Below are 19,181 nucleotides of genomic sequence, written 5' to 3' on the forward strand. Positions count from 1 at the left end.
ATGAAGAATTGGTTTCACATTGGGTTGGAGGAACCCGATTGGAGGAGGAATGACAATGACCATGCTTGCCAGACGTTTGAAGGCGTCTGCATTTGCTGCCGCCTTCTGCCTTTCCGCTGCAATTCCCGGCCTGGCTCTTGCCGAGCCGATGCGTATCGCCTTCGGCGATATCGCGACCGTCGAATCCCTTCATCTTCTCGCAGCCATCGAACGCGCCAAGGAAAAGGGCGTCGAGGTGGAGGTGACCTTCCTGAAGAGCGAGGATATCGCCGCCCAGGCTGTGGTCAGCGGCCAGGCCGATATCGGCATCGGCGGACCCTACGCCCTGCTCCAGAAGGTCAAGGCGCCGATCCGTATCTTCATGCAGCTTTCCAAGCTGCAGTTCTATCCTGTTGTCAACACAGAGTTCTACAAGGACTGGAAGGATCTCGACGGCCAGGAAATCGCCGTTCATTCACGCGGTTCCGGCACCGAGGTAATCATGAAACTGATGGCCGACAAGAGCGGCATTTCCTATTCCGGCATATCCTACGTGCCGGGTGCAGAAGTCCGCACCGGCGCGCTGCTCCAAGGCAATGTGAAGGCGACGATCGTCGACTCCTCCGGCAAGCGCGTGCTGGAAAAGGAGGCGCCGGGCAAGTTCGCCTTCCTGCCGCTCGGCGAGGTCTCGGCGACGGACGAGGCACTGTTTGCCAATACCAATTATCTCTCTGAAAACGAGAAGGACGTCGAGATCCTCGTCGAGAGCATCCTGACGACATGGCGCGAGGTCGCGGCGGACCCGAAGGCGGCGATCGCGCTGCGTGAAAAGTACAAGCTCCTGCCGGACGCGACCCCGGACATGGTGGCCGATATCGAGCCTTATTTCGCCGAGGCCGCGCCGGCCCTGCCGGTCAATGGCGGCGGCGAGGATGCCGCCAAGGACGATTTCGATTTCTATACCATCTCAGGCGCGCTTCAGGGCAAAGCCGAAGAGCTCAAGGTCGAGGATTTCTGGGATCTCGGTCCGCTCAACACCGCCCTTGCAAAAATCGGGACACAGTAGATGCACATGACCGCTTCCCCTCACAAGGTGAGCGCCGCTGGAGGAGCCGGTAGCGGCTCTTCCAGCCTGGTCGATACGCTCATCGAATTTGCAGGTCGTCGCAAAGGCTTCTGGGTCTTCGTGTCGCTCGCAACACTGTTCACCGCATGGGAGATCGCCGGCCGCGTGCCGATCAGCTTCGCTTTCCCGACCTTTCTCGAGACCGTCTCGGCGCTCGTCGAGATGGCCTTGGACGGGACGCTGCTGCCGGCCTACCTGATCACCTTCCAGCCGCTTGTCATCGGCGTCGCCGTCTCGGCGGTGCTCGGCATCGCGCTCGGCATCGTCATGGGCCTGTCCGACAAGGCGGAATGGCTTCTGGCGCCAGTATTTATCGTGCTGCAGGCGGCACCGATGGCGGCCCTCGTGCCGCTCGTCACTTTCGTCTACGGCATCGGCCTCGTTGCCAAGACGCTCGCGGTCATCATGCTTGCCCTGCCGGTGATCGTGCTCAACTCCTACAAGGCGGTACGCCACGTCAATCCGTCGCTGGTCGACATGTGCCGCTCGTTCCAGGGCAATCGCTTCCAGCAGATCTTCAAGATCATCATTCCCGACGCGACGCCTGTCCTGTTTGCCGGCCTTCGCCTCGGCATCGCCGCCGGCTTCATCGGCGTCATGCTGGCCGAACTGCTGATCACACCCACCGGCATCGGCGATCTCATCACCTATCACCGCTCGATCGCCAATTACGCACACATGTATGCGGCCGTTGCCTCGATCATCGCCGTGTCGACGCTGACGCTGGCCGCCCTGCAATATGTCGAGTTGCGCTTCTTGCGCCCCGAAAAGAGGAGAAAGTGACATGGCGAGCCCAATGACGGCCCGTGTGGCTGAAACCACGAGCAAGCCCGACGCCATCGTCGAGGTGCGCGACATCTGCAAGCGCTATGGCGACCTCGAAGCCCTGCGCAACATCAATCTGGAGTTCGAGCGCGGCAAGCTGACGACGCTGCTCGGCCCCTCTGGCTGCGGCAAGACCACGCTTCTGAAGATCATCGCCGGTCTCGTGCCGTCGACCTCGGGCGAGATCCGCATCAACGGCAAGGTCGTCACCGGCCCCGGCCCGGAACGCGCCTTCGTATTTCAGGATTTTGCCCTGATGCCCTGGGCAACCGTCCTGCGCAATGTCGCCTTCGGCCTCGAACTCAAGGGCGTGTCCCAGGCCGAGCGGCATCGCGTAGCAAAGCATTATATCGGCGAGGTGGGCCTGAACGGCTTCGAGGAAAAATACCCGCATGAGCTTTCCGGCGGCATGCGCCAGCGTGTCGGCATTGCCCGGGCGTTTTCGGTGAACGCCGATGTTCTGCTGCTTGATGAACCCTTCTCGGCCGTTGACGAGCAGAACCGCCGCAAATTCCAGGAGGACTTGCTCCAGCTGGTCGAAAAGGAGCGCAAGACCTTCCTTTTCGTCACCCATTCGATCGAGGAGGCGGTCTATGTCTCCGACCGGATCGTTCTGCTCTCGCCCCGCCCCGGCCGGGTCTCGCAGATCATCGAACCCAATATCGACCGCTCCGCCGCGCCGGATGTGATCCGCCGCGACAAGGGTTATCTCGATGTGGTCGAGGAGATCTGGCAGGGTCTCCGGCAATATGCGGAGTGACGCGCCATGACACTCTTCGGCATGAAAATCCCGATGATGGCATCACTCCTCTTCTGGGCGCTGCTCTGGGAGATCGTCGGCAGGCTGGACATGATCTTCCTCATCCCGCCGATGAGCTCGATCATCACCACGGGCTTCGATCTCGTCGCCACCAACTCCTGGCAGGCGGCATCAATGGTGACGCTCCGGTCCTTCGTCCTCGGCATGGCGCTCGCCATCGGCATCGGCGTGCCGCTCGGCATCGCCATGGGCCGTTTCAGGATCGTCGACAACATCTTCGGCCTGTGGGTCAACATGTTCGTCAGCGCGCCGCTCTCCGCCCTCGTACCGGTTTTGATGATCCTGTTCGGGCTGGGTGAAACCACGGTCTTCGTCACCGTCTTCCTGTTTGCCGTCTGGATCATCGTTCTCGATGCCAGGGCCGGCGTCATGCAGGTGCCGGTGTCGCTGATCGAGATGGGCCGCAGTTACGGCGCATCGCGCCTTGCGATCTTCACCAAGATCATTCTTCTCTCCGCCCTTCCCGAGATCCTGGCGGGCATCCGCATCGGCCTTATCCGCGGCGTCAAGGGCGTGGTGATCGGCCAGATCCTGGTGTCGATCATCGGTTACGGCGAACTTTTCGAGCTCTACTCCCGCAGCTTCGACATGGAGCGGTTCTGGGCTCTGACAATCATCCTCTTCGCGGCGGCCATGCTGTTGTCCGCGGGTGTGGAACTCTTCGAAAAACGCATCGAATATTACGCAGGAGCACGCTGATGAACGACATGTCTCTTAAGAACGCCTACGTCTTTACCCCGGCACCGGTCCCCACCCTGCCGGTTTCCGGAAGCCAGGCGCTTTTCCCGGTCCACCGCATCTATTGCGTCGGCCGAAACTTCGCCGACCATGCGATCGAAATGGGCCACGACCCCAACAAGGAGCCGCCCTTCTTCTTCCAGAAGAACCCCGACACGCTCGTGCTTGCCGGCAAGGATTTCCCCTACCCAGCCGAAACCAAGGACGTGCATCACGAGGTCGAACTCGTCGTGGCGCTGAAGAGCGGCGGCGACAACATCCCGCTCGATAAGGCACTCGACTGCGTCTACGGCTATGCCGTCGGCCTCGACATGACCCGCCGTGATCTGCAGGGCGAGGCGAAGAAGCTCGGCCGCCCCTGGGAAACCGGCAAGGCATTCGAGAACTCCGCCCCTTGCGGCCCGCTTCATCCGGTCTCCGCCGTCGGCCACCCGGACAAGGGCGCCATCTGGCTCAAGGTCAATGGCGCGACCCGCCAGGATGGCGATCTCAACCAGATGATCTGGAAGGTGCCGGAAATGATCTCCTATCTCTCGCGCCTGTTCACGCTGCAGCCGGGCGACCTGATTTTCGCCGGCACGCCGGCCGGCGTCGGCGCCATTGTCAGGGGCGACGAGATGATTGCCCATGTAGACGGGGTCGATGAGGTCGCCTTTAAGGTTTCCTGACCGCGATTGCCGGACAAATCAGAACCATCAAACTTGGGCTTGGTCATCACTACGGTGATGGCCAAGCTCTCTCAAACCGAAGGGTTGTGGACATGCATCGACCTCTCGAGGAGGCCGTTACAGAGCATGGCCGGCAGCCACTGCCGGCAGGCACCCCGGGATACCCGTCAAGGAAAATATTGGTGAAGACGGCGGCAGATGTCGCCTCTGCATCCAGAACCGACGGCGCGTGCTCAAAGAAGCCTGTCCGGCTGGAGGCATCCGGTGAAATGCCGCCAAACTCGGCATCAGTCAAAATGCGTCAAGCGCTTGTTCCGGAGTGCTCGCATATCGGAAAAGCGACCTATCCTTTAAAGAGATCAGGCTGCCGCTATACATGCTGTCGACCATGACCTGCAGTCCCTGCCAAAAACCTGCGGGCCCGAGAAGCATCAGCGGCTTTTGATCTGAGGCAATGCGCCGCCTCTCGATGATGTCGGTCAGTTCCGACAGAGTGCCAAAACCTCCTGGCAACGCGATGAAGCGTTCGGCTTCCTGGTTGACGTAATTCCTGCGCTGTTCAGTGGTCTCGAAGGATTGGACATCCCGGATGCCGCGATAAAGCCGCTCGTTGTTCATCATCGAGCGATCGAGAACAGCAATGACCGCACCATCTTCCGCAATCGCCGCCTTGATAGCGCTTCCTATCACGCCGTTCGTCCTTCCTCCGCACAACATGGTGTGCTTGGCGACCGCTATTGCGGAACCGATCCTCTCGCCGAGGTGGAGAAGCTCCGGATCTGCCGTAGCGGACACGCCTCCAAAGACGAAGATTTTCATCTGACGATCCTTTTTCTTGCGCCGCGACATCGGCTTCGAGTTTTTGCCGCCGTCTAGGGAGACGCCACGACTTGATTTTTGGGCGCATTGTCTCCGCCGATCTGGAGCATGGGCTGCGCGAAGAGTATGCCGTTTGCGATGAACGCCTCACGCAGAAGGAGATTGGCACGCCTGCGAATGAAGGATTGCATGGGAGAAGGCTTCAGCATCATCCCGAAGCTCAGCACGAGGCCGTAGTCGCCGAACTCTTCCACGCCCTTCAGCTTGAGCGGCTCGATGAAGAGCGGCTCGAATTCAGGATCCTCGGCAAGCGTCGCGCCTATCTTTTTTGTGAGCTTGCGCACGACTTCGAGGTCGGCGTCGAAGGAAACGGAGATCCGGAATTTCACCACGCCCCAGTCGCGGCTCATGTTCTCAACCGCGCCAAGTTCCCCGAACGGAACCGTGAATATGGGCCCGCGATGATGTCGCAGGCGGACCGAGCGGAGACTGAACCCCTCGACAGTCCCCTTGTAGCTCTTCGCCTGGATATATTCTCCGACCCGAAAGGCATCGTCGAGCATGTAGAACACACCGCTGATGATATCCTTCACGAGGGTCTGCGAGCCGAAGCCGATCGCGACGCCGAAGACGCCGGCACCGGCGATCAGCGGGCCTATCTGGACACCGAGTTCGGCAAGCACGAGAAGCGCCGTGATCGTCAGGCCGACCGCCGCAATTGCATTGCGCAGGATAGGCAGAAGGGTGCGCAGGCGCCCCTGGCGCGCCACTTCCTGCGGCGCCTGCCCCGCCGTCTCTCCGCTCGCCAATAGGTTATCGATCCAGAATTTCGCCATATGCCAGAGCAGATCGGCCATAAGCAGCACCACCACGCTCTTCAGAAGACCGTAGAAAATGGCCGACAAGGCCGGGTCGCGCTGGGCGAGCCCTTCCGGATTCATCTTCCACACGATCGTGAGCCAGGCCACCGCAAGCACGATGATTGCGGCCCGCACGCCGCGTACGACCAGCACCCTGCGCCAACCGGTCGCTTGTGCCGCGAGGTTCGAGGTCGCATCGCCCGCCGCCCGCAGGAGGCCCGGCAGGATCAGCACATAGATGCCGATCCAGAACAGCCCCTTGAAGCCAAGGCACCAGAGCACCCAGACCAGAACGGCAGCCGCCATGACCAGCAGCCTGCGCGACACGCTGCGGGTGCGAACCGACCAGATGGCCTCGAGCGACAGCCCGAGAAGAATGATCGAGAAGAGATAGGAAATGGCGTCGACAACTCTCTCATCGAGCCCGATCAGAGGCCCGGTGATTGCGCTGGCAAGGGCCAGGATGGCGATGGCCGCAAGCAGGCGTATCCGCAGACGGCCCGCGGGCGGATCGCTCGCGGCGACAACCGCCGAGACCAGACGGAAGCACACGAAGGCGGTGAGGAAGACAAGGAGAACGATACGGGCCAGGGGCGGCCAGTTGACGGCAAAGAAGACGACCGACATCGACAAGGCGAACACGATGACGGGCAATATACCGACCATAAAGCCGCTGCCCGCGCGACGGGTCCGCCTATAGAACCCCTCCCCGATCAATCCGACCGCGATCAGTCCGGCGAAGATGACGAAGACCGGCGCGTAGCCGCGCGAGACGGCATCCTCGCGCACGCGTCTTGCGGCGTTCCACACCTCTGCGGGAATTCGGGGAACCGCGCCGGCAATGCCATTGATGCGCGCACGCGTTTCCGTCTCCCAAGCCGCTATCGGCGAGATGTCAGCCTGCGCGGGCTGCGGCGCAACAGCCGGCTGGGTCTCGCGCTTGACCCATGATTGAACCTCGGGGTCCGCGAGCAGCTTTGAAAGCGCATCGATTTTCTGTGCTGCAGAATCCGGTGATTGCGCATGGGCCGGCGCGACCGCAAGAAACGTGAAGAGTAATACGATAAACCATCTCATTTTCGCGGCGACCTCTGTCGGGACAATATCAGCCGGGTCTCCTGCGTGTACGTATAATACCGTAACCTCACCCTCCCGGGTCTCGGCGTCCGTACACGCGCCTGCCTGTACGACCTCAGCTATCGTCGGGCCTGAAACCCGTCGGCATAGTCGCAGGGCGCGTTTTTGCACCTGTCAGGTAGCGGTCGAGACCCGCATCGACGGTATCGAACAGGCGCGTCTCGCCCAGTTGAGCCGCGAAACCCGACGCGCGTACGTAGTCGAGAACATCCGGGTTGAGGTTCGCCAGCCATAACGTCACCCCCTGCTGCTCGAGGTTCCTGTCGCTCGTGATCACCATCTGCATCGCCGAATATTCGATGTCGAAGACGCGGCTGAGGTCGAGAAGCAGCACTCTCGGCCTGTAGCGATGGACAAGCTCGCGGATGCGGTCGGCAACCTGTTGTTCGTTGGCGAAGAACAGCCTGCCCTCCGGCCGCAGGACTAGCAGCCCTTCCGGCATGTCGTCGCCGGGATGGCTGTCGAAGACGGGCCTGAGGGCGGCCTCTCCGCGGCTGCGACCCATCACGTGTATGCGCGGGTTGGCCGACTGGCTGGAAAGTCCAAGCAGCGATGCGGCGATGGCAACGACGATGCCCTGAAGCGTGCCGAAGAACAGGACGCCAAGAAGCGCAGCCAAAGCCCAGCGAAACTCCATCCTTCGCACGTGCCTTATCGCTGTGAATTCCGCAGGCTGGATGAGGCCGACCGAATAGACGATGACGATGGCCGAAAGGGCGGCCTGCGGCAGAAGACCCAGGATCGGCGCGAGCACCAGCATCGTCGCGACGGAAACGGCAGCGGTAAACAGTGATGCCGCCTGCGACCTGCCGCCCAGGGCACGCACTACGGCCGTTTGCGAAGTGCCGCCGCCCGCCGGCATGGCGCCGAAAAAGGCGCCGCCGAAATTCGCCGCGCCGATGGCAACCAGTTCCCTGTTCGCCCTGATCGGCGGGTCGGCCGGAATGGCAAAGGCGCGGCCGGCGGCAACCGTCTCGGTGAAACTCATCAGCGCGATACCGACCGCACCCGGAAGCAGAATGAGAACAAGATCCGGATCGGGCAATGTCACACTCGGCAACGCCTGGGGAATGTGACCGACAATAGCGACACCTTGCCCGCTGAGGTTAAACAGCCAGGACCCGAGGATGGCCCCGCCGACAACGGCAAGCGGTGCGGGAGAATGGGGCCATAGCCGTTCCATGACCAGAAGCAGAACAAGCGCGACAATTCCGACCACCGCGGTGTTCGTCGAAGCTTCCGGCAGGTGCTGCAGGAAGGCCAGCAGGTCCCTGAAGAAACCCTCCTTTGCCGGATGCAGCCCGAATAGCTTGGGCAGCTGGTCGAGAATGATGACCAACCCGATCCCCGCCTTGAAACCGGTCAGCACGGGCAGCGAGATGAAACTGGCGACGAAACCGAGGCGCAGGACGGCAGCAAGCACAAGCAGCAGGCCCGTCAAGGCGGTGAAGGTCGCCGTGGCGACGAGCAGCCTGCCCGGGTCAGCATCCGGCACGACGGCCTGCAGTTCCGCCGCCGTCAGGATCGCGATTGTTGTCGTCGAGCTGACGCTCAGGACCCGGGACGAGCCGAGAAATGCATAGATGATCGTCGGCAGGAACGCCGTATAGATCCCGACGATGACGGGCAGGCCGGCGACCGTGGCATAGGCCATGGCCTTGGGGAGAATGACCGCAGCAGCCGTCAGGCCGGCAATCGCGTCCGCCCTTATCGTCTGGCCCATGGAAGCGGCCCTGCCGTCATTCAACCGTTGCATCCTATCCTCCCCCTTCCGGGTTGGCGGGAACGTTCCGCTTTCGCCGCCGGGGAGACAGAGTGCTCAACCGGCAACCACGTTGACGATCACGGTTCCCCATGTCGTCAGCAGGATGTGGCCGAGCGGCACTGCCGGCGTGTAGCCAAGCACCGCGACGGTGCTTCCCGAACGCTCCTGAACTGCCGCCATGGCAGCCGTCATCGTCTGCGCCCCCGCAAGTCCGCCGAGAAGCAGGATCGGGTTCATCCGCAGCACGTAGCGACCGAAATAAAGTCCGACGACCATCGGTGTGAGGGTGACGATCATGCCCCCGAAAAGAAGGCCCAACCCCACCTCGGCGATCGCCGAAAAGAAGACAGGTCCGGCATGCAGGCCGATCATCGCGATGAAAGCCGAGAGCCCGAGGCCGGTCATCAGCGATACGCCTGCATCCGGGATACGCCCGAAAAGCGGGAAGCGCGTGCGCAAATGCCCGACCAGCAGCCCCGAAAGCAAGGCGCCGACGCTGGTGCTAAGCGAAATCCGCATGTCGCCGACCGGAAACGTCACGATGGCGCCGACAAGCCCGCCCAGGAAAATTCCGAGCCCCAGAACGAAGAAATCCGTCGTCGGTGCAGGAGATATCACGGTTCCGATCTGCCGGGCGGCCTTCCCGACCGCCGCTTCCGGGCCGACAAGCCCGACGATATCGCCGCGCTCCAGTGCAACACCGGGCGCGATAGGCACCTCGCTTCCGCCGCGCGTCACCCCGCGCAGGTAGAGGCCATGGGCAAGGCTACCCTCACCCAGCTGCATGATCGTTCTCCCGTCGAGACCGCGGTTTGTCAGTATGACGTCGGCGGAGACGACAGGCATGTCCAGCAGGGACCTGTCCTCAACCTCTTCGGCATGCGGACCGATCAACCTTACGAGCTTTGCTCGCTCACCCGAAACGGCAAGGACATCGCCAGGAATGATCACCGTTGCAGGTGTCGCTTCCATCAGCACATCGCCTCGACGTAGCCGGTGGATGAAAAACCTCTCGCCCGCGGCATGCTGTTCGGCCGCCGAAACCGAGAGGCCCGCGACCAGCCCGTTTTCGGCAACCCGGTATGCCCGCAACTCGAACCGGCGCCATGCGGATGCCACTCCCTCGGACCGGCGGACGATACCCAGTTCGTGTTCAAGTTTCAGCGCCTCGGCGGAAAGATCGATCCCGAGCAGCCGGGGGGCAACGACGCTGCAGAAGAGGATCACGCCCAGGGCGCCGAAGACATAACAAACGGCATCCGCAACCGCGATATGGGCAACCAGACGTTGGCGCTCCGCGTCGGGCAGCGGCAATGCATTGATCGCCTCGGCTGCCGTACCGATTGCAGGGCTTTCCGTCAGCGATCCGGAGAGAAGGCCTGCCGCAAAGCCTGGGTCGAGATCGAGCACCTCGGCGATGATGATCGCAATGCCCAGCCCCGTGACGGTGACCACGATGGCGAGCAGCATCGGCTTCAACCCGTTTCTCCTGATCGACTTCATGAACTGCGGGCCGACGGAATAGCCGGTTCCGAAAAGGAAGAGCAGAAACAGGAAGGATTTCGCCATCGCGGCAATCGGCACGTCCGCCAACTGCCCGATCGCTATGCCGGCGAACAACGAACCGGTCACCGGTCCAAGGCTGAAGCCGGCAATCTTGAATGTTCCGATCAGGTAGCCGGTGCTGATCGCGAGAAAGACCGCGAGTTCCGGATACCTGATGAGGAATTGCTCGGTCCAGACCATTGGAAACCAGCCTCGTCTTTTCCCGGAGCGGGCCGGGCAGACAAGCCCGAAGCAGAACGTCCGGCATCATTTTTTCAATGCAATCCGCTCTTCAGTGCGATCCTCTGGCATCCCTGACTTTTCGCGGTTTTTCGCTCACCGCCGCAATCGCGTCGGGACGAATGAGCTTCAGCCCCCTCGCCTTTTCGAAGCCGTGGATTTCCTTGACATCCAGCTTGCGCATGAAATCGATCGTCTCCTGGGTCAGGACCTGCCCCGGCACCATGATCGGAAAGCCAGGCGGATAGGGAATGACGAAATTGGCCGATACCATTTCCGGTCCGTCCCTGAGCCGCTTGTCGCACTCGGTGCCGAACAGCGGCACATATTCGCAGATTGAGGCGTCATAGGCCTTGAAGAACGCCGTCCGGATATCGCCCTCCGGGGTGTCGCGGCCCGCATCCTGCCGGAAGGCGTCGTGGAAATGGCTGAAATTAGGCAGGTCCGGTACATCGGTCATCAGCGACTTCACCCGTGCAGCAAAGGCGCTGCGCTCCCCCTCGCCGCCATCGGCCAGCCGCTCCTCGATCGCCTGGCATATCTCGACGAGAACCCGGATGAGATGCGCGACGTCGCTGCGGGTATTGTTGATGTTGGATTGCAGCAGCACGCTGTTTCGCGACGTCTTGTTCAGCTGGATGCCGTATTTCTCGGCCAGCAGGCCCTTGAACTGGGTACCATCGAACCCGGCCGTGCCGCAGACGAGTGTGATGCGCGTCGGGTCGAGATAGAAGTCGTCCTCCTGCATTGCCCTGGCCGCATTCGCCCAGGTCGTGCCATCGCGGATATACCCTTCGAACCCTGACTGGCGATAGGTTTTGGGGATCATCGCGTCGGCATCGAGCACCTTGAAATATTTCGAGATCAGCTTGTGCTCGTTGACGCCGCGCCGGATCTTGAGCGCGATCTCGATCGCGTTCATCACCAGTCCATACCCTTCCAGCTCCATCTGGCGGCGCGCGACGTCGAGGCTTGCGATCAGTTGCTGGTTCGGGCTCGTCGAGGCATGGGTGAACACGGCCTCGCGAAACTGCGCAGCCACTGTATGGAAATCGACGTCCTTGACGAGAAGCATCGAGCCTTGCCGGATGGCCGACATCGACTTGTGGGTCGAATTCGTCTGGTAGACACGAAGCCGGACGAGCCGGGGATCGGGAATGAGACGGGCCGCAAGCAAAGTTTCATCTGAGGGCTTTTCGCCGAGTTGCGCCTTCTGCGCCTCGAATGCCTTCACGGATGCCGGATCACGCAACCAGTCTTCAATCTCCGCCGCAGCACCCATCGCGGTTCGCGGGCGAAGGAAGGGCGAGAAGCGGGCGAAACCCGACCAGGCCTCATCCCATAGAAAGACCAGGTCCGGCTTGATCGCGAGGCATTCCTCCATCACCCGCCGGACATTGTACATATGGCCGTCGAACGTGCAGTTGGTCAGATCCAGCAGTTTAAGGCGGTCGAGCCGGCCTTCCGCCTTCAACGTCAGCAACGCCCGCTTGATCGTTGCCAGCGGCACTGCGCCGTACATGGAATATTCCGTCATCGGGAAGGCTTCCACGTAATAGGGCTGCGCCCCGGACAGGACCATGCCGTAGTGGTGCGACTTGTGGCAGTTACGATCGACAACGGCGATATCGCCGGGGGCCAGAAGCGCCTGAACGGCCATCTTGTTGGAGGTGGACGTGCCGTTGGTGACGAAGAAGACATGGTCGGCGCCGAACGCCCTTGCCGCCATCTCCTGCGAGCGTTTGATATTGCCCGTCGGCTCCAGAAGGCTGTCGAGCCCACCGGTCGTCGCACTGCTTTCAGCGAGAAACAAGTTCAGCCCGTAGAATTCACCGAAATCCCTGATCCAGTCCGATTTGAAGACCGACTTGCCCCTGGCGATCGGCAGGGCGTGAAACGTGCCGATCGGCCGCCGGGCATATTTCTTGAGATTGTCGAAGAACGGCGTCTCAAAGCGCGCATAGACGCCTTCCAGTACCGCGAGGTGCAATTCGAGCATCTCCTCGACCGCGTAGAAGACCCGCCGCACGCCCTTCGCGTTCGGGTCGCCGGCGATCTTCTCGACCTCACGATCGGAAAGCAGGTAGACGTCGAGTTCCGGGCGAAGCCTGCGCAGGGCACGGGAAAGACGCAGGGCCGAGGCGTCGGCGCTCTCTGCCTCGCCGAGCGGATCGAGGACGGAACGTAGCACCGGCGCATCGTGACGCGAGCGGTAGGGAAACCCTTCGGCGAGAACGACGGCGACGATGTTGGGATTGAGGATCGTGGCGCAGATCGCATCCTCGAAGGAACTGACCATGACCGGCTCGTAAATGAACGCATCCTCGCGGCGCCGCAGCCGGCGTATTTCCCGGGCAAAGGCCGGCCATCTTGCCGCCGGTTGGCTGTTGACGAACAGGACCTCGAAATAGGGGCGCCGCTCGCCCGCCTCGTTTGTCGAGGGCGGCAGTACGTCGGGGACTTCGGACGAGGACATCTCGTCGTGAACGTCCCATTCGCCGGGCCTGCTGCGATAGGCGTCGGTCAGCAGACCATTGGAGATGCGCCGGGCCAGCCGCGCCGCGCCACCGGCGTCGTTTGCAGCTATGCTTTCACGCAGGGCCGCAAGAAGCTGCGGCCCCGGATAGGCATGATATTCCTCGACAGCCTCCACCTCACTCAAAGCTGCCTCCAGCTTCGACCTGTCACCCGGCTGTTTCGCAAAGCCATCGGCAAGTGTCGTCAGCTCGCGCCATTTGTCCGCACGCGCCGAATGCAGGAGAAGGAACTGATCGATCTGTACGCTTCGATTTGACATTTCGTGCTCCCGATATTTTCCGGTGATGAACGGCACCAGTCGAGCCGCGTCACACGTTCCGCCGCCGGCGATTGAAGACACTGCAGATGCAAAGGCGTGCGCACCGCCGGAAGCGACGACATACGCCATCTCCGGCAGGCTGCCTGCTTCACGACAGAAGCAGGACCAGAACCATGCCCCAGATGGTCAGCAACGTGTTTCCGACGGCATATGTGACAGTGTAGCCCAGGCCCGGAATCTGGCTTTTTGCCCGGTCGTTGATCATCCCGAGCGAGGCCGTCGTGGTGCGTGCACCGGAGCAGCATCCGAGCAGGATTGCCGGGTGAAAGCGGAAGACATACTTGCCGACATACATCGCGAGGATGAGCGGCACGGTCGTCACCGCGACACCCCAGAGAAACAGGCTGAATCCGAGTTGCTGCAGGCCAGCGACAAAGCCCGGTCCCGACGAAATGCCGACCACGGCGATGAAGACGTTGAGACCGACGGAATTCATGAACCAGACGGTAGGCGATGGTATGCGCCCGAATGTCGGACGAACCGATCGGAGCCATCCGAAGAAGAGGCCGGAAATCAATGCGCCGCCGGATGTTGAAAGCGTCAGGGGCACGCTGCCTACCTTGTAGGTTATCGCCCCGATCAATGCGCCGATCGTGATTGCCGCGCCGATGAAGGCGACATCGGCGATGTCCGTCTGTGCGTCCGGCCGACCGAGTGCCTTCGTTGCCGCAGCCGTATCCTGCGTGCGCCCGACAATCGTCAGGATATCGCCACGCTGGACCTGCGTATTCGGCAGGATGGGGATTTCGGTTGCGGTCGCGCCGCGAACGATCTTGCGCAGAAAGACGCCACGCGCGAGCGGCATGGACGCGAGCTCCGCAAGCGTCTTGCCGTCCACCGCCTTGTTGGTGACGAAGACATCGACGCCGCCGGCCGGGACTGCGAGCAGTTCCTGATCGTTTATCTCCTCCGCCACGCTGCCGATAAGATCGACCAGAACCTCCCGTCGCCCTGCAACGGCAACGATGTCGCCCGCCGCGATCACGGTGTCGACGGTAGCGTCATGCACGGTTCCGGCACGCCGGATACGTTCGACAAACACCCGCTCGGATGGCAGCAGACGTTCCGCCTCGAGCACGGTCAGGCCAACGGCCTTGCCGCCTTCCTTTACCCGGTAGGCGCGCAATTCATACTGGTGCCAGGCCGTGCCGGCGCCACCCAGAGCCTTCTTGCCGCCATGCTCGAGTTCATAACGTTTGCATTCCGCTTCCAGGTCTATCCCCAGCAGGGACGGGCCGATCAGGGCAAGGACGATGGCCGAACCAACCGTGCCGAAAATATAGGTGACGGCATAGGCGACAGGCATGGCGTCCAGCATGGCCTTGGTCTGCTCCGGCGGCAGCCCCAGACGGTTGATGGCATCCGTCGCGAGCCCCATGGAAGCCGAGATCGTCTGAGAGCCCGCATAGAGCCCGGCCGCCGAGCCGATATCATAGCCGGCGATAAGTGCGCCGAAATAGGCCGCTCCAAGGCAGAAGACGCAGACAACGGCGGCAAAGAGCGCCTGCGGAATTCCGTCCTTCGCGATCCCTCTCACGAACTGGGGACCAACCCCATATCCGATCGCGAAAAGGAACATCAGGAAAAAGGTCGGCTTCAACGGCGGGGAAATGGTGATGCCGAGCTGGCCGATCAGAACCGCGGCAATGAGCGTTGCGGTGACAGCCCCAAGCCCGAGCCCCTTGTAGGTGAAGGAGCCGAAGTAATAGCCGAGCCCAAGCGACAGGAAGATCGCTATTTCGGGATAGGTGCGAAGCGTGCTTACGAACCAGTCGACCATCGGTCCCTCTCTCGGTTGATCGCTAGTGCATAAGAGGAGGTCGATCCTGCGCTCGAAATGCACCCGGATGGCTCTTGTTCGCTCCCGCCATGGTTGCGGTGCGCCGAACCCAAGGTCGCTCAATCAAGGTCAATCGCGAAGTAGAATACGGTATCATACCGGGACCGACGCATCCTGTTGGCGCAACAGATCGGGCGTTGCACGCTGCCTCCCGCCAACAGAGAAGCCGGCCATCGACATTGGGGAGGTACGGAATGGAGCCGGCAATAGGCAGATCCGGCAGGTGCGCTTTCGCCTGACCGCGGCTGCGGGAGACTAGGTACGAGGAGGACGCAGAAGGATTACGTTGGCGCGGGACAGGATCTCTTTGATCTCACCCGAAAGGCTGGTGACCAGCTCTTCATATTCGAGCCGCCGTGCGTCTCTGATGTCGGCGGGCAATCCCTTGCTTGCCTCCAGTGCGGTCTGCGCGTCTGCAAGATCCTCACAGAGCCCGCGGAAATCCTCATCGAGCTCGAACAGGCCCTCCACTTGTCGCGACAGGGTCGGAAATCTGTCAAGCGCTGCAGCAAGGCCGGGCGAAGATGATGGTTTGTCTGAGCGGGATCCCATTACGCACTCACAGACCTCTCGATGGCAAAAGATTGGCAATCCTATCGCTGTCCCCCAGATGAATGGCGCCTCTTATCCAGAACCCAGCCGGTGCTTTTGAGCCGCGATTGAACGAGGAACTGAAAGTTCGGTCGCGGGAAGTCGGTTCGGGCTGCGGAGACGGTCACCAAGCATATGCGAATTGGTCAGCCGTAACACAGAGACTACGGGAACTTACGGGCGTCCGACCGGCCGCGGATGTAACATCGCGGCAGGCAGTGAACCGCCTTGATCCGACGTGAAGCCTGAAACCGCGAACGGAACAGCATACTGGCGCGGGGCATCGTACGGGTTTTCCGATTTTGAGCACCGCTCGGGCGGTTCAAGCAATGCGTGTGTTCGATAACGTGGTCCCCGGTTGGGCGGCACGCGGCACCGAGCAACGGCGGAGGATGATATGAACCACGGACATGACGTCAGCCATAGAACGGAAACGGAAGAGAAAAGCTCAAAGAAGTCGTGGAATTACGAAAAGGAGATGAAGAAGCTCCAGATCGAGCTGGCTCATCTCCAGACCTGGGTAAAAGATTCCGGGCTGAGAGTTGTCATCATCTTTGAAGGTCGCGACGCGGCCGGCAAGGGTGGAATAATCAAGCGGATCGTTGAGAAGGTCAGCCCTCGGGTGTTTCGCGTGGTGGCACTTCCCGCCCCCACCGATCGCGAAAAATCGCAGATCTACATGCAGCGGTACATCGCCCATCTTCCCGCTGCCGGCGAGATCGTCATCTTCGACCGCAGCTGGTATAACCGGCCGGGCGTCGATCGGATCATGGGTTTCTGCAGCGAAAAGAAAGCCCGCCGCTTTCTCGAACTGGCTCCCCGCTTCGAAGCCGCAATCGTCGAAAGCGGCGTCCTGCTCCTGAAATATTTCCTCGTGGTCAGCGAAGACGAGCAGGAGCGCCGTTTCAGGAAGCGCATCGAAGATCCGCTGCGGCAATGGAAACTCAGCCCGATGGATATCGAATCCTATCGCCGCTGGTGGGACTACAGCCGGGCATATGACGAGCTGCTGCGCATGACCGATACCCATCACGCGCCGTGGTGGATCGTCCCATCGGACGACAAGAAGCGGGCGCGGGTGAACTGCATCGCCCATCTCCTCTCCTCAATTCCGTACGAGCACATCGCGTTCAAGGCACCCGACCTCGGCAAACGCCAGAAACGACCGAATGACTATGTCGAAGACCAGAGCCTTCGACACGTCGTTCCTGACATCACGCGATCAGCGCACGGCAGTGATTGACCTGCTTCAGTCAGTGAGCCCGGCCATGACAATCGCGGCACCTTCGAACGAAAACGACGGCGCGCCTCCTGCGGAGCTGAAGCATATCTCGGTAGAGGGGCGGGTAAGTGAGCTGCTGCGCATAGGGATCATCGCCGCGTTCGCCTATTGGTCCGCGCAGATCGTAGCGCCTTTTGCGCTTATCTGTGTCTGGGCGGCGATCCTCACCGTTGCGCTCTATCCGGTTTTTGATTTCCTGAGCCGTCTTCTTGGTGGCCGGCCCGTGCTGGCAGCGATCATTCTTGTTGCCGCATGCCTGCTCGTGATCATCAGCCCGCTGGCGTTGGCTGCCTCAGACCTCGTTCGCACCGTACAATCGTTCTTCGCGGACGGATCCGACTTCCAAATTCCGCAAGCGCCGGAACGGCTGAATGATCTCCCGGTGATCGGCACGTATCTGTATTCGGCGTGGAATAGTGCTGCCAGCAACCTCGCGGATGCCATCGTCTCGTTTCAGGCTCCATTGCGGCAGGCAGGCGGAACGATATTGGCAAAGGCGCTCTCCATCGGGGGCGGCATTCTCAGCTTCGTCGCCTCCGTTCTTCTGTGCGGCTTTTTCCTGACGATCGCCCCTCGCCTTTCATCGGCTATCCAGCTGCTGGCCGACCGCATCGCCGGAGACCGGGGCGTGGGGTTCGCCAAGCTCGCGGGCACGACAGTACGCAACGTATCCCGCGGCGTGATCGGGGTGGCTTTATTCCAGACGCTTTTATGCGGGCTTCTGTTCGCCGCCTTCGGCGTTCCTGCGCGGGGAGCTTTGACCTACGGGATCTTCGTTCTCTGCCTCATTCAGATCGGGCCGGGTCTTATCCTGCTGCCGGTGATCGCCTGGGCCTGGTTTTCATGGCCCTTCGATACATCGCTACTATTCACCGCGATCACCATACCCATCGTGCTCATCGATAACATTCTGAAGCCGATCCTGATCTCACGGGGGCTTTCGACGCCAATCCCGGTCATTCTTCTGGGCGTGATTGGCGGGACCATTTCCTACGGGCTGGTGGGGCTCTTCATCGGCCCCATCATTCTCGGCGTGTTTTATGATCTTCTCGTCGCCTGGGCATCCACACCGGCCTCTCACAGCAAGATCGCACCGCGACCTTCGGAGGTCGAGGGGCCCCAAGCAGGAGCTAGTCCATCGTGATGTCCCAGCGGTCGTCGGGATTGAACGTCCGGATCGCCGCTGCGCGTTTTTCCGTCTGTTCGCCCAGATCCCTCTCGTAAACGATACCGGAACGGTCGACCAGGAAGGTTTGGACGCCTGTGACCCCGTAGGTCACGGGCCATGCAATGAGCGCAAATCCATTCGTCATATTGCCGTTCACAATATAACTATGCTCGCCGCCCAACACGTTTGGGCCCTGCCCCGTCAAAATTCGAAACCGATAGCCGTAATAGCCCTCGCCCTGCTTGGCCTTGTTGAAGGCAGCATTCTCGAGCATGGGGCCGGCGGGGCTCTCTTCCTCGTCCTCCTTCGGATCCCAGTACAAGCCGTCATGCTTGCCGGGCGTGCTGATAAGCCGCTGCGCAAACTCATGAATGCGATCCTCGTCCTCGTCGATGACGGCATATTCTTCCTGAGCGTCCACGTAATCGCGCATGGTGGTGATCGCGACGAGTTCATTCTCGCCTATTCTTCGATTGACGATTTCCTCCAGCCCGACATCCGTGTCGAAGGTCCACTGCCCATCCTCCTGCTTGGAGAGCGGGAAGGGCAAGGGCCACATGACCTCCCCGATGGCCACCACCTTGAATTCGTCGACATCCTGCAGGCGCAGCTGCCTGGCAGCGCCCTCGCGGATCAAGGCAAGGCTCAACATCGCTTCGTTGCTCGCACGCAGCTTGGCCGCATCAAGGCCGAGCAGCTTCGCCAACCCGTCGACATCATTTGCAGCCAGAACGTTCTTGAACTCTCCCAGAGCTGCGGGCGGATCAATGAACGAAGGCGGCGTACCGGCCTTGAATTCCGACAGGTCCGTTTGCTTCTGCGCTGCCGACGGCACTGCCGCCGTGATGGCGATGGTTGCGACGACCACGCCGGCCAGGGATCGTGAGATTGTTGTCATGATATCCTCCAAAGGGCGAGCCT

Annotated in this window: 15 protein-coding genes; 7 read left to right on the forward strand and 8 right to left on the reverse strand. The window is 61.3% G+C overall.

The annotated features are described in order from the left end of the window. The first annotated feature begins 55 nt into the window (after positions 1-55). From BM216_RS02705 to BM216_RS02725, 5 genes are read left to right on the forward strand one after another with little or no spacing between them, the layout of a single operon-like run. Positions 56-1,045, forward strand: a complete 990-nt coding sequence (locus tag BM216_RS02705) for an ABC transporter substrate-binding protein (RefSeq protein ID WP_092995099.1) — start codon at positions 56-58, stop codon at positions 1,043-1,045. Continuing rightward, a complete protein-coding gene (locus BM216_RS02710) occupies positions 1,046-1,888 on the forward strand; it encodes an ABC transporter permease (RefSeq protein ID WP_092994476.1) in 843 nt (280 codons plus the stop codon). It abuts the gene before it with no gap. Position 1,889: 1 nt separating this feature from the next. After that, entirely contained in the window at positions 1,890-2,690 is an 801-nt protein-coding gene (locus BM216_RS02715) for an ABC transporter ATP-binding protein (RefSeq protein WP_092994479.1), read from the forward strand. A 6-nt stretch (positions 2,691-2,696) separates the two neighbouring features. Then, positions 2,697-3,449: an ABC transporter permease gene (locus BM216_RS02720; RefSeq protein WP_092994482.1), complete on the forward strand. Its 753-nt coding sequence runs from the start codon at positions 2,697-2,699 to the stop codon at positions 3,447-3,449. Then, positions 3,449-4,156 (forward strand): fumarylacetoacetate hydrolase family protein, encoded by a 708-nt coding sequence (locus BM216_RS02725; protein WP_092994485.1) that lies wholly within the window; start codon positions 3,449-3,451, stop codon positions 4,154-4,156. Before BM216_RS02720 ends, BM216_RS02725 begins: the two co-directional genes overlap by 1 nt. 291 nt (positions 4,157-4,447) lie before the next feature. Here BM216_RS02725 and BM216_RS02730 read toward each other — a convergent pair whose 3' ends face one another. From BM216_RS02730 to BM216_RS02760, 7 genes are all read right to left on the reverse strand, one after another. After that, the gene (locus tag BM216_RS02730; protein ID WP_092994488.1) at positions 4,448-5,005 is read right to left on the reverse strand and encodes an LOG family protein; all 558 of its coding nucleotides are present in this window, start codon (positions 5,003-5,005) and stop codon (positions 4,448-4,450) included. A gap of 23 nt (positions 5,006-5,028) precedes the next feature. Continuing rightward, a complete protein-coding gene (locus tag BM216_RS02735; RefSeq protein WP_092994491.1) occupies positions 5,029-6,912 on the reverse strand; it encodes a mechanosensitive ion channel family protein in 1,884 nt (627 codons plus the stop codon). A gap of 115 nt (positions 6,913-7,027) precedes the next feature. Next, complete coding sequence (locus BM216_RS02740; protein ID WP_092994494.1) at positions 7,028-8,728, reverse strand: SulP family inorganic anion transporter; 1,701 nt, start codon at positions 8,726-8,728, stop codon at positions 7,028-7,030. A gap of 63 nt (positions 8,729-8,791) precedes the next feature. Next, positions 8,792-10,483, reverse strand: a complete 1,692-nt coding sequence (locus BM216_RS02745) for an aspartate-alanine antiporter-like transporter (RefSeq protein WP_092994497.1) — start codon at positions 10,481-10,483, stop codon at positions 8,792-8,794. A gap of 91 nt (positions 10,484-10,574) precedes the next feature. Continuing rightward, a complete protein-coding gene (locus BM216_RS02750; protein WP_092994500.1) occupies positions 10,575-13,319 on the reverse strand; it encodes an aminotransferase class I/II-fold pyridoxal phosphate-dependent enzyme in 2,745 nt (914 codons plus the stop codon). Positions 13,320-13,467: 148 nt separating this feature from the next. After that, the gene (aspT, locus tag BM216_RS02755) at positions 13,468-15,159 is read right to left on the reverse strand and encodes an aspartate-alanine antiporter (protein WP_092994503.1); all 1,692 of its coding nucleotides are present in this window, start codon (positions 15,157-15,159) and stop codon (positions 13,468-13,470) included. A gap of 315 nt (positions 15,160-15,474) precedes the next feature. Further along, positions 15,475-15,771 carry a hypothetical protein gene (locus tag BM216_RS02760; protein ID WP_092994506.1) on the reverse strand — a complete coding sequence of 99 codons (297 nt, stop codon included), beginning with the start codon at positions 15,769-15,771 and terminating at the stop codon, positions 15,475-15,477. Between the two features lie 436 nt (positions 15,772-16,207). Between BM216_RS02760 and ppk2 the strand changes: the two genes are divergently transcribed. Further along, on the forward strand, positions 16,208-17,053 hold the full coding sequence (gene ppk2, locus BM216_RS02765; protein WP_092994509.1) for a polyphosphate kinase 2: 846 nt from the start codon (positions 16,208-16,210) through the stop codon (positions 17,051-17,053). A 25-nt stretch (positions 17,054-17,078) separates the two neighbouring features. Continuing rightward, positions 17,079-18,236, forward strand: a complete 1,158-nt coding sequence (locus BM216_RS02770) for an AI-2E family transporter (RefSeq protein WP_092994512.1) — start codon at positions 17,079-17,081, stop codon at positions 18,234-18,236. Here BM216_RS02770 and BM216_RS02775 read toward each other — a convergent pair. Continuing rightward, a complete protein-coding gene (locus BM216_RS02775; RefSeq protein ID WP_092994515.1) occupies positions 18,223-19,158 on the reverse strand; it encodes a DUF2950 family protein in 936 nt (311 codons plus the stop codon). The genes BM216_RS02770 and BM216_RS02775 overlap by 14 nt on opposite strands. Between the last annotated feature and the right edge of the window lie 23 nt (positions 19,159-19,181).

It is taken from the genome of Rhizobium sp. NFR07, from assembly GCF_900111905.1.
Lineage (GTDB): Bacteria > Pseudomonadota > Alphaproteobacteria > Rhizobiales > Rhizobiaceae > Neorhizobium.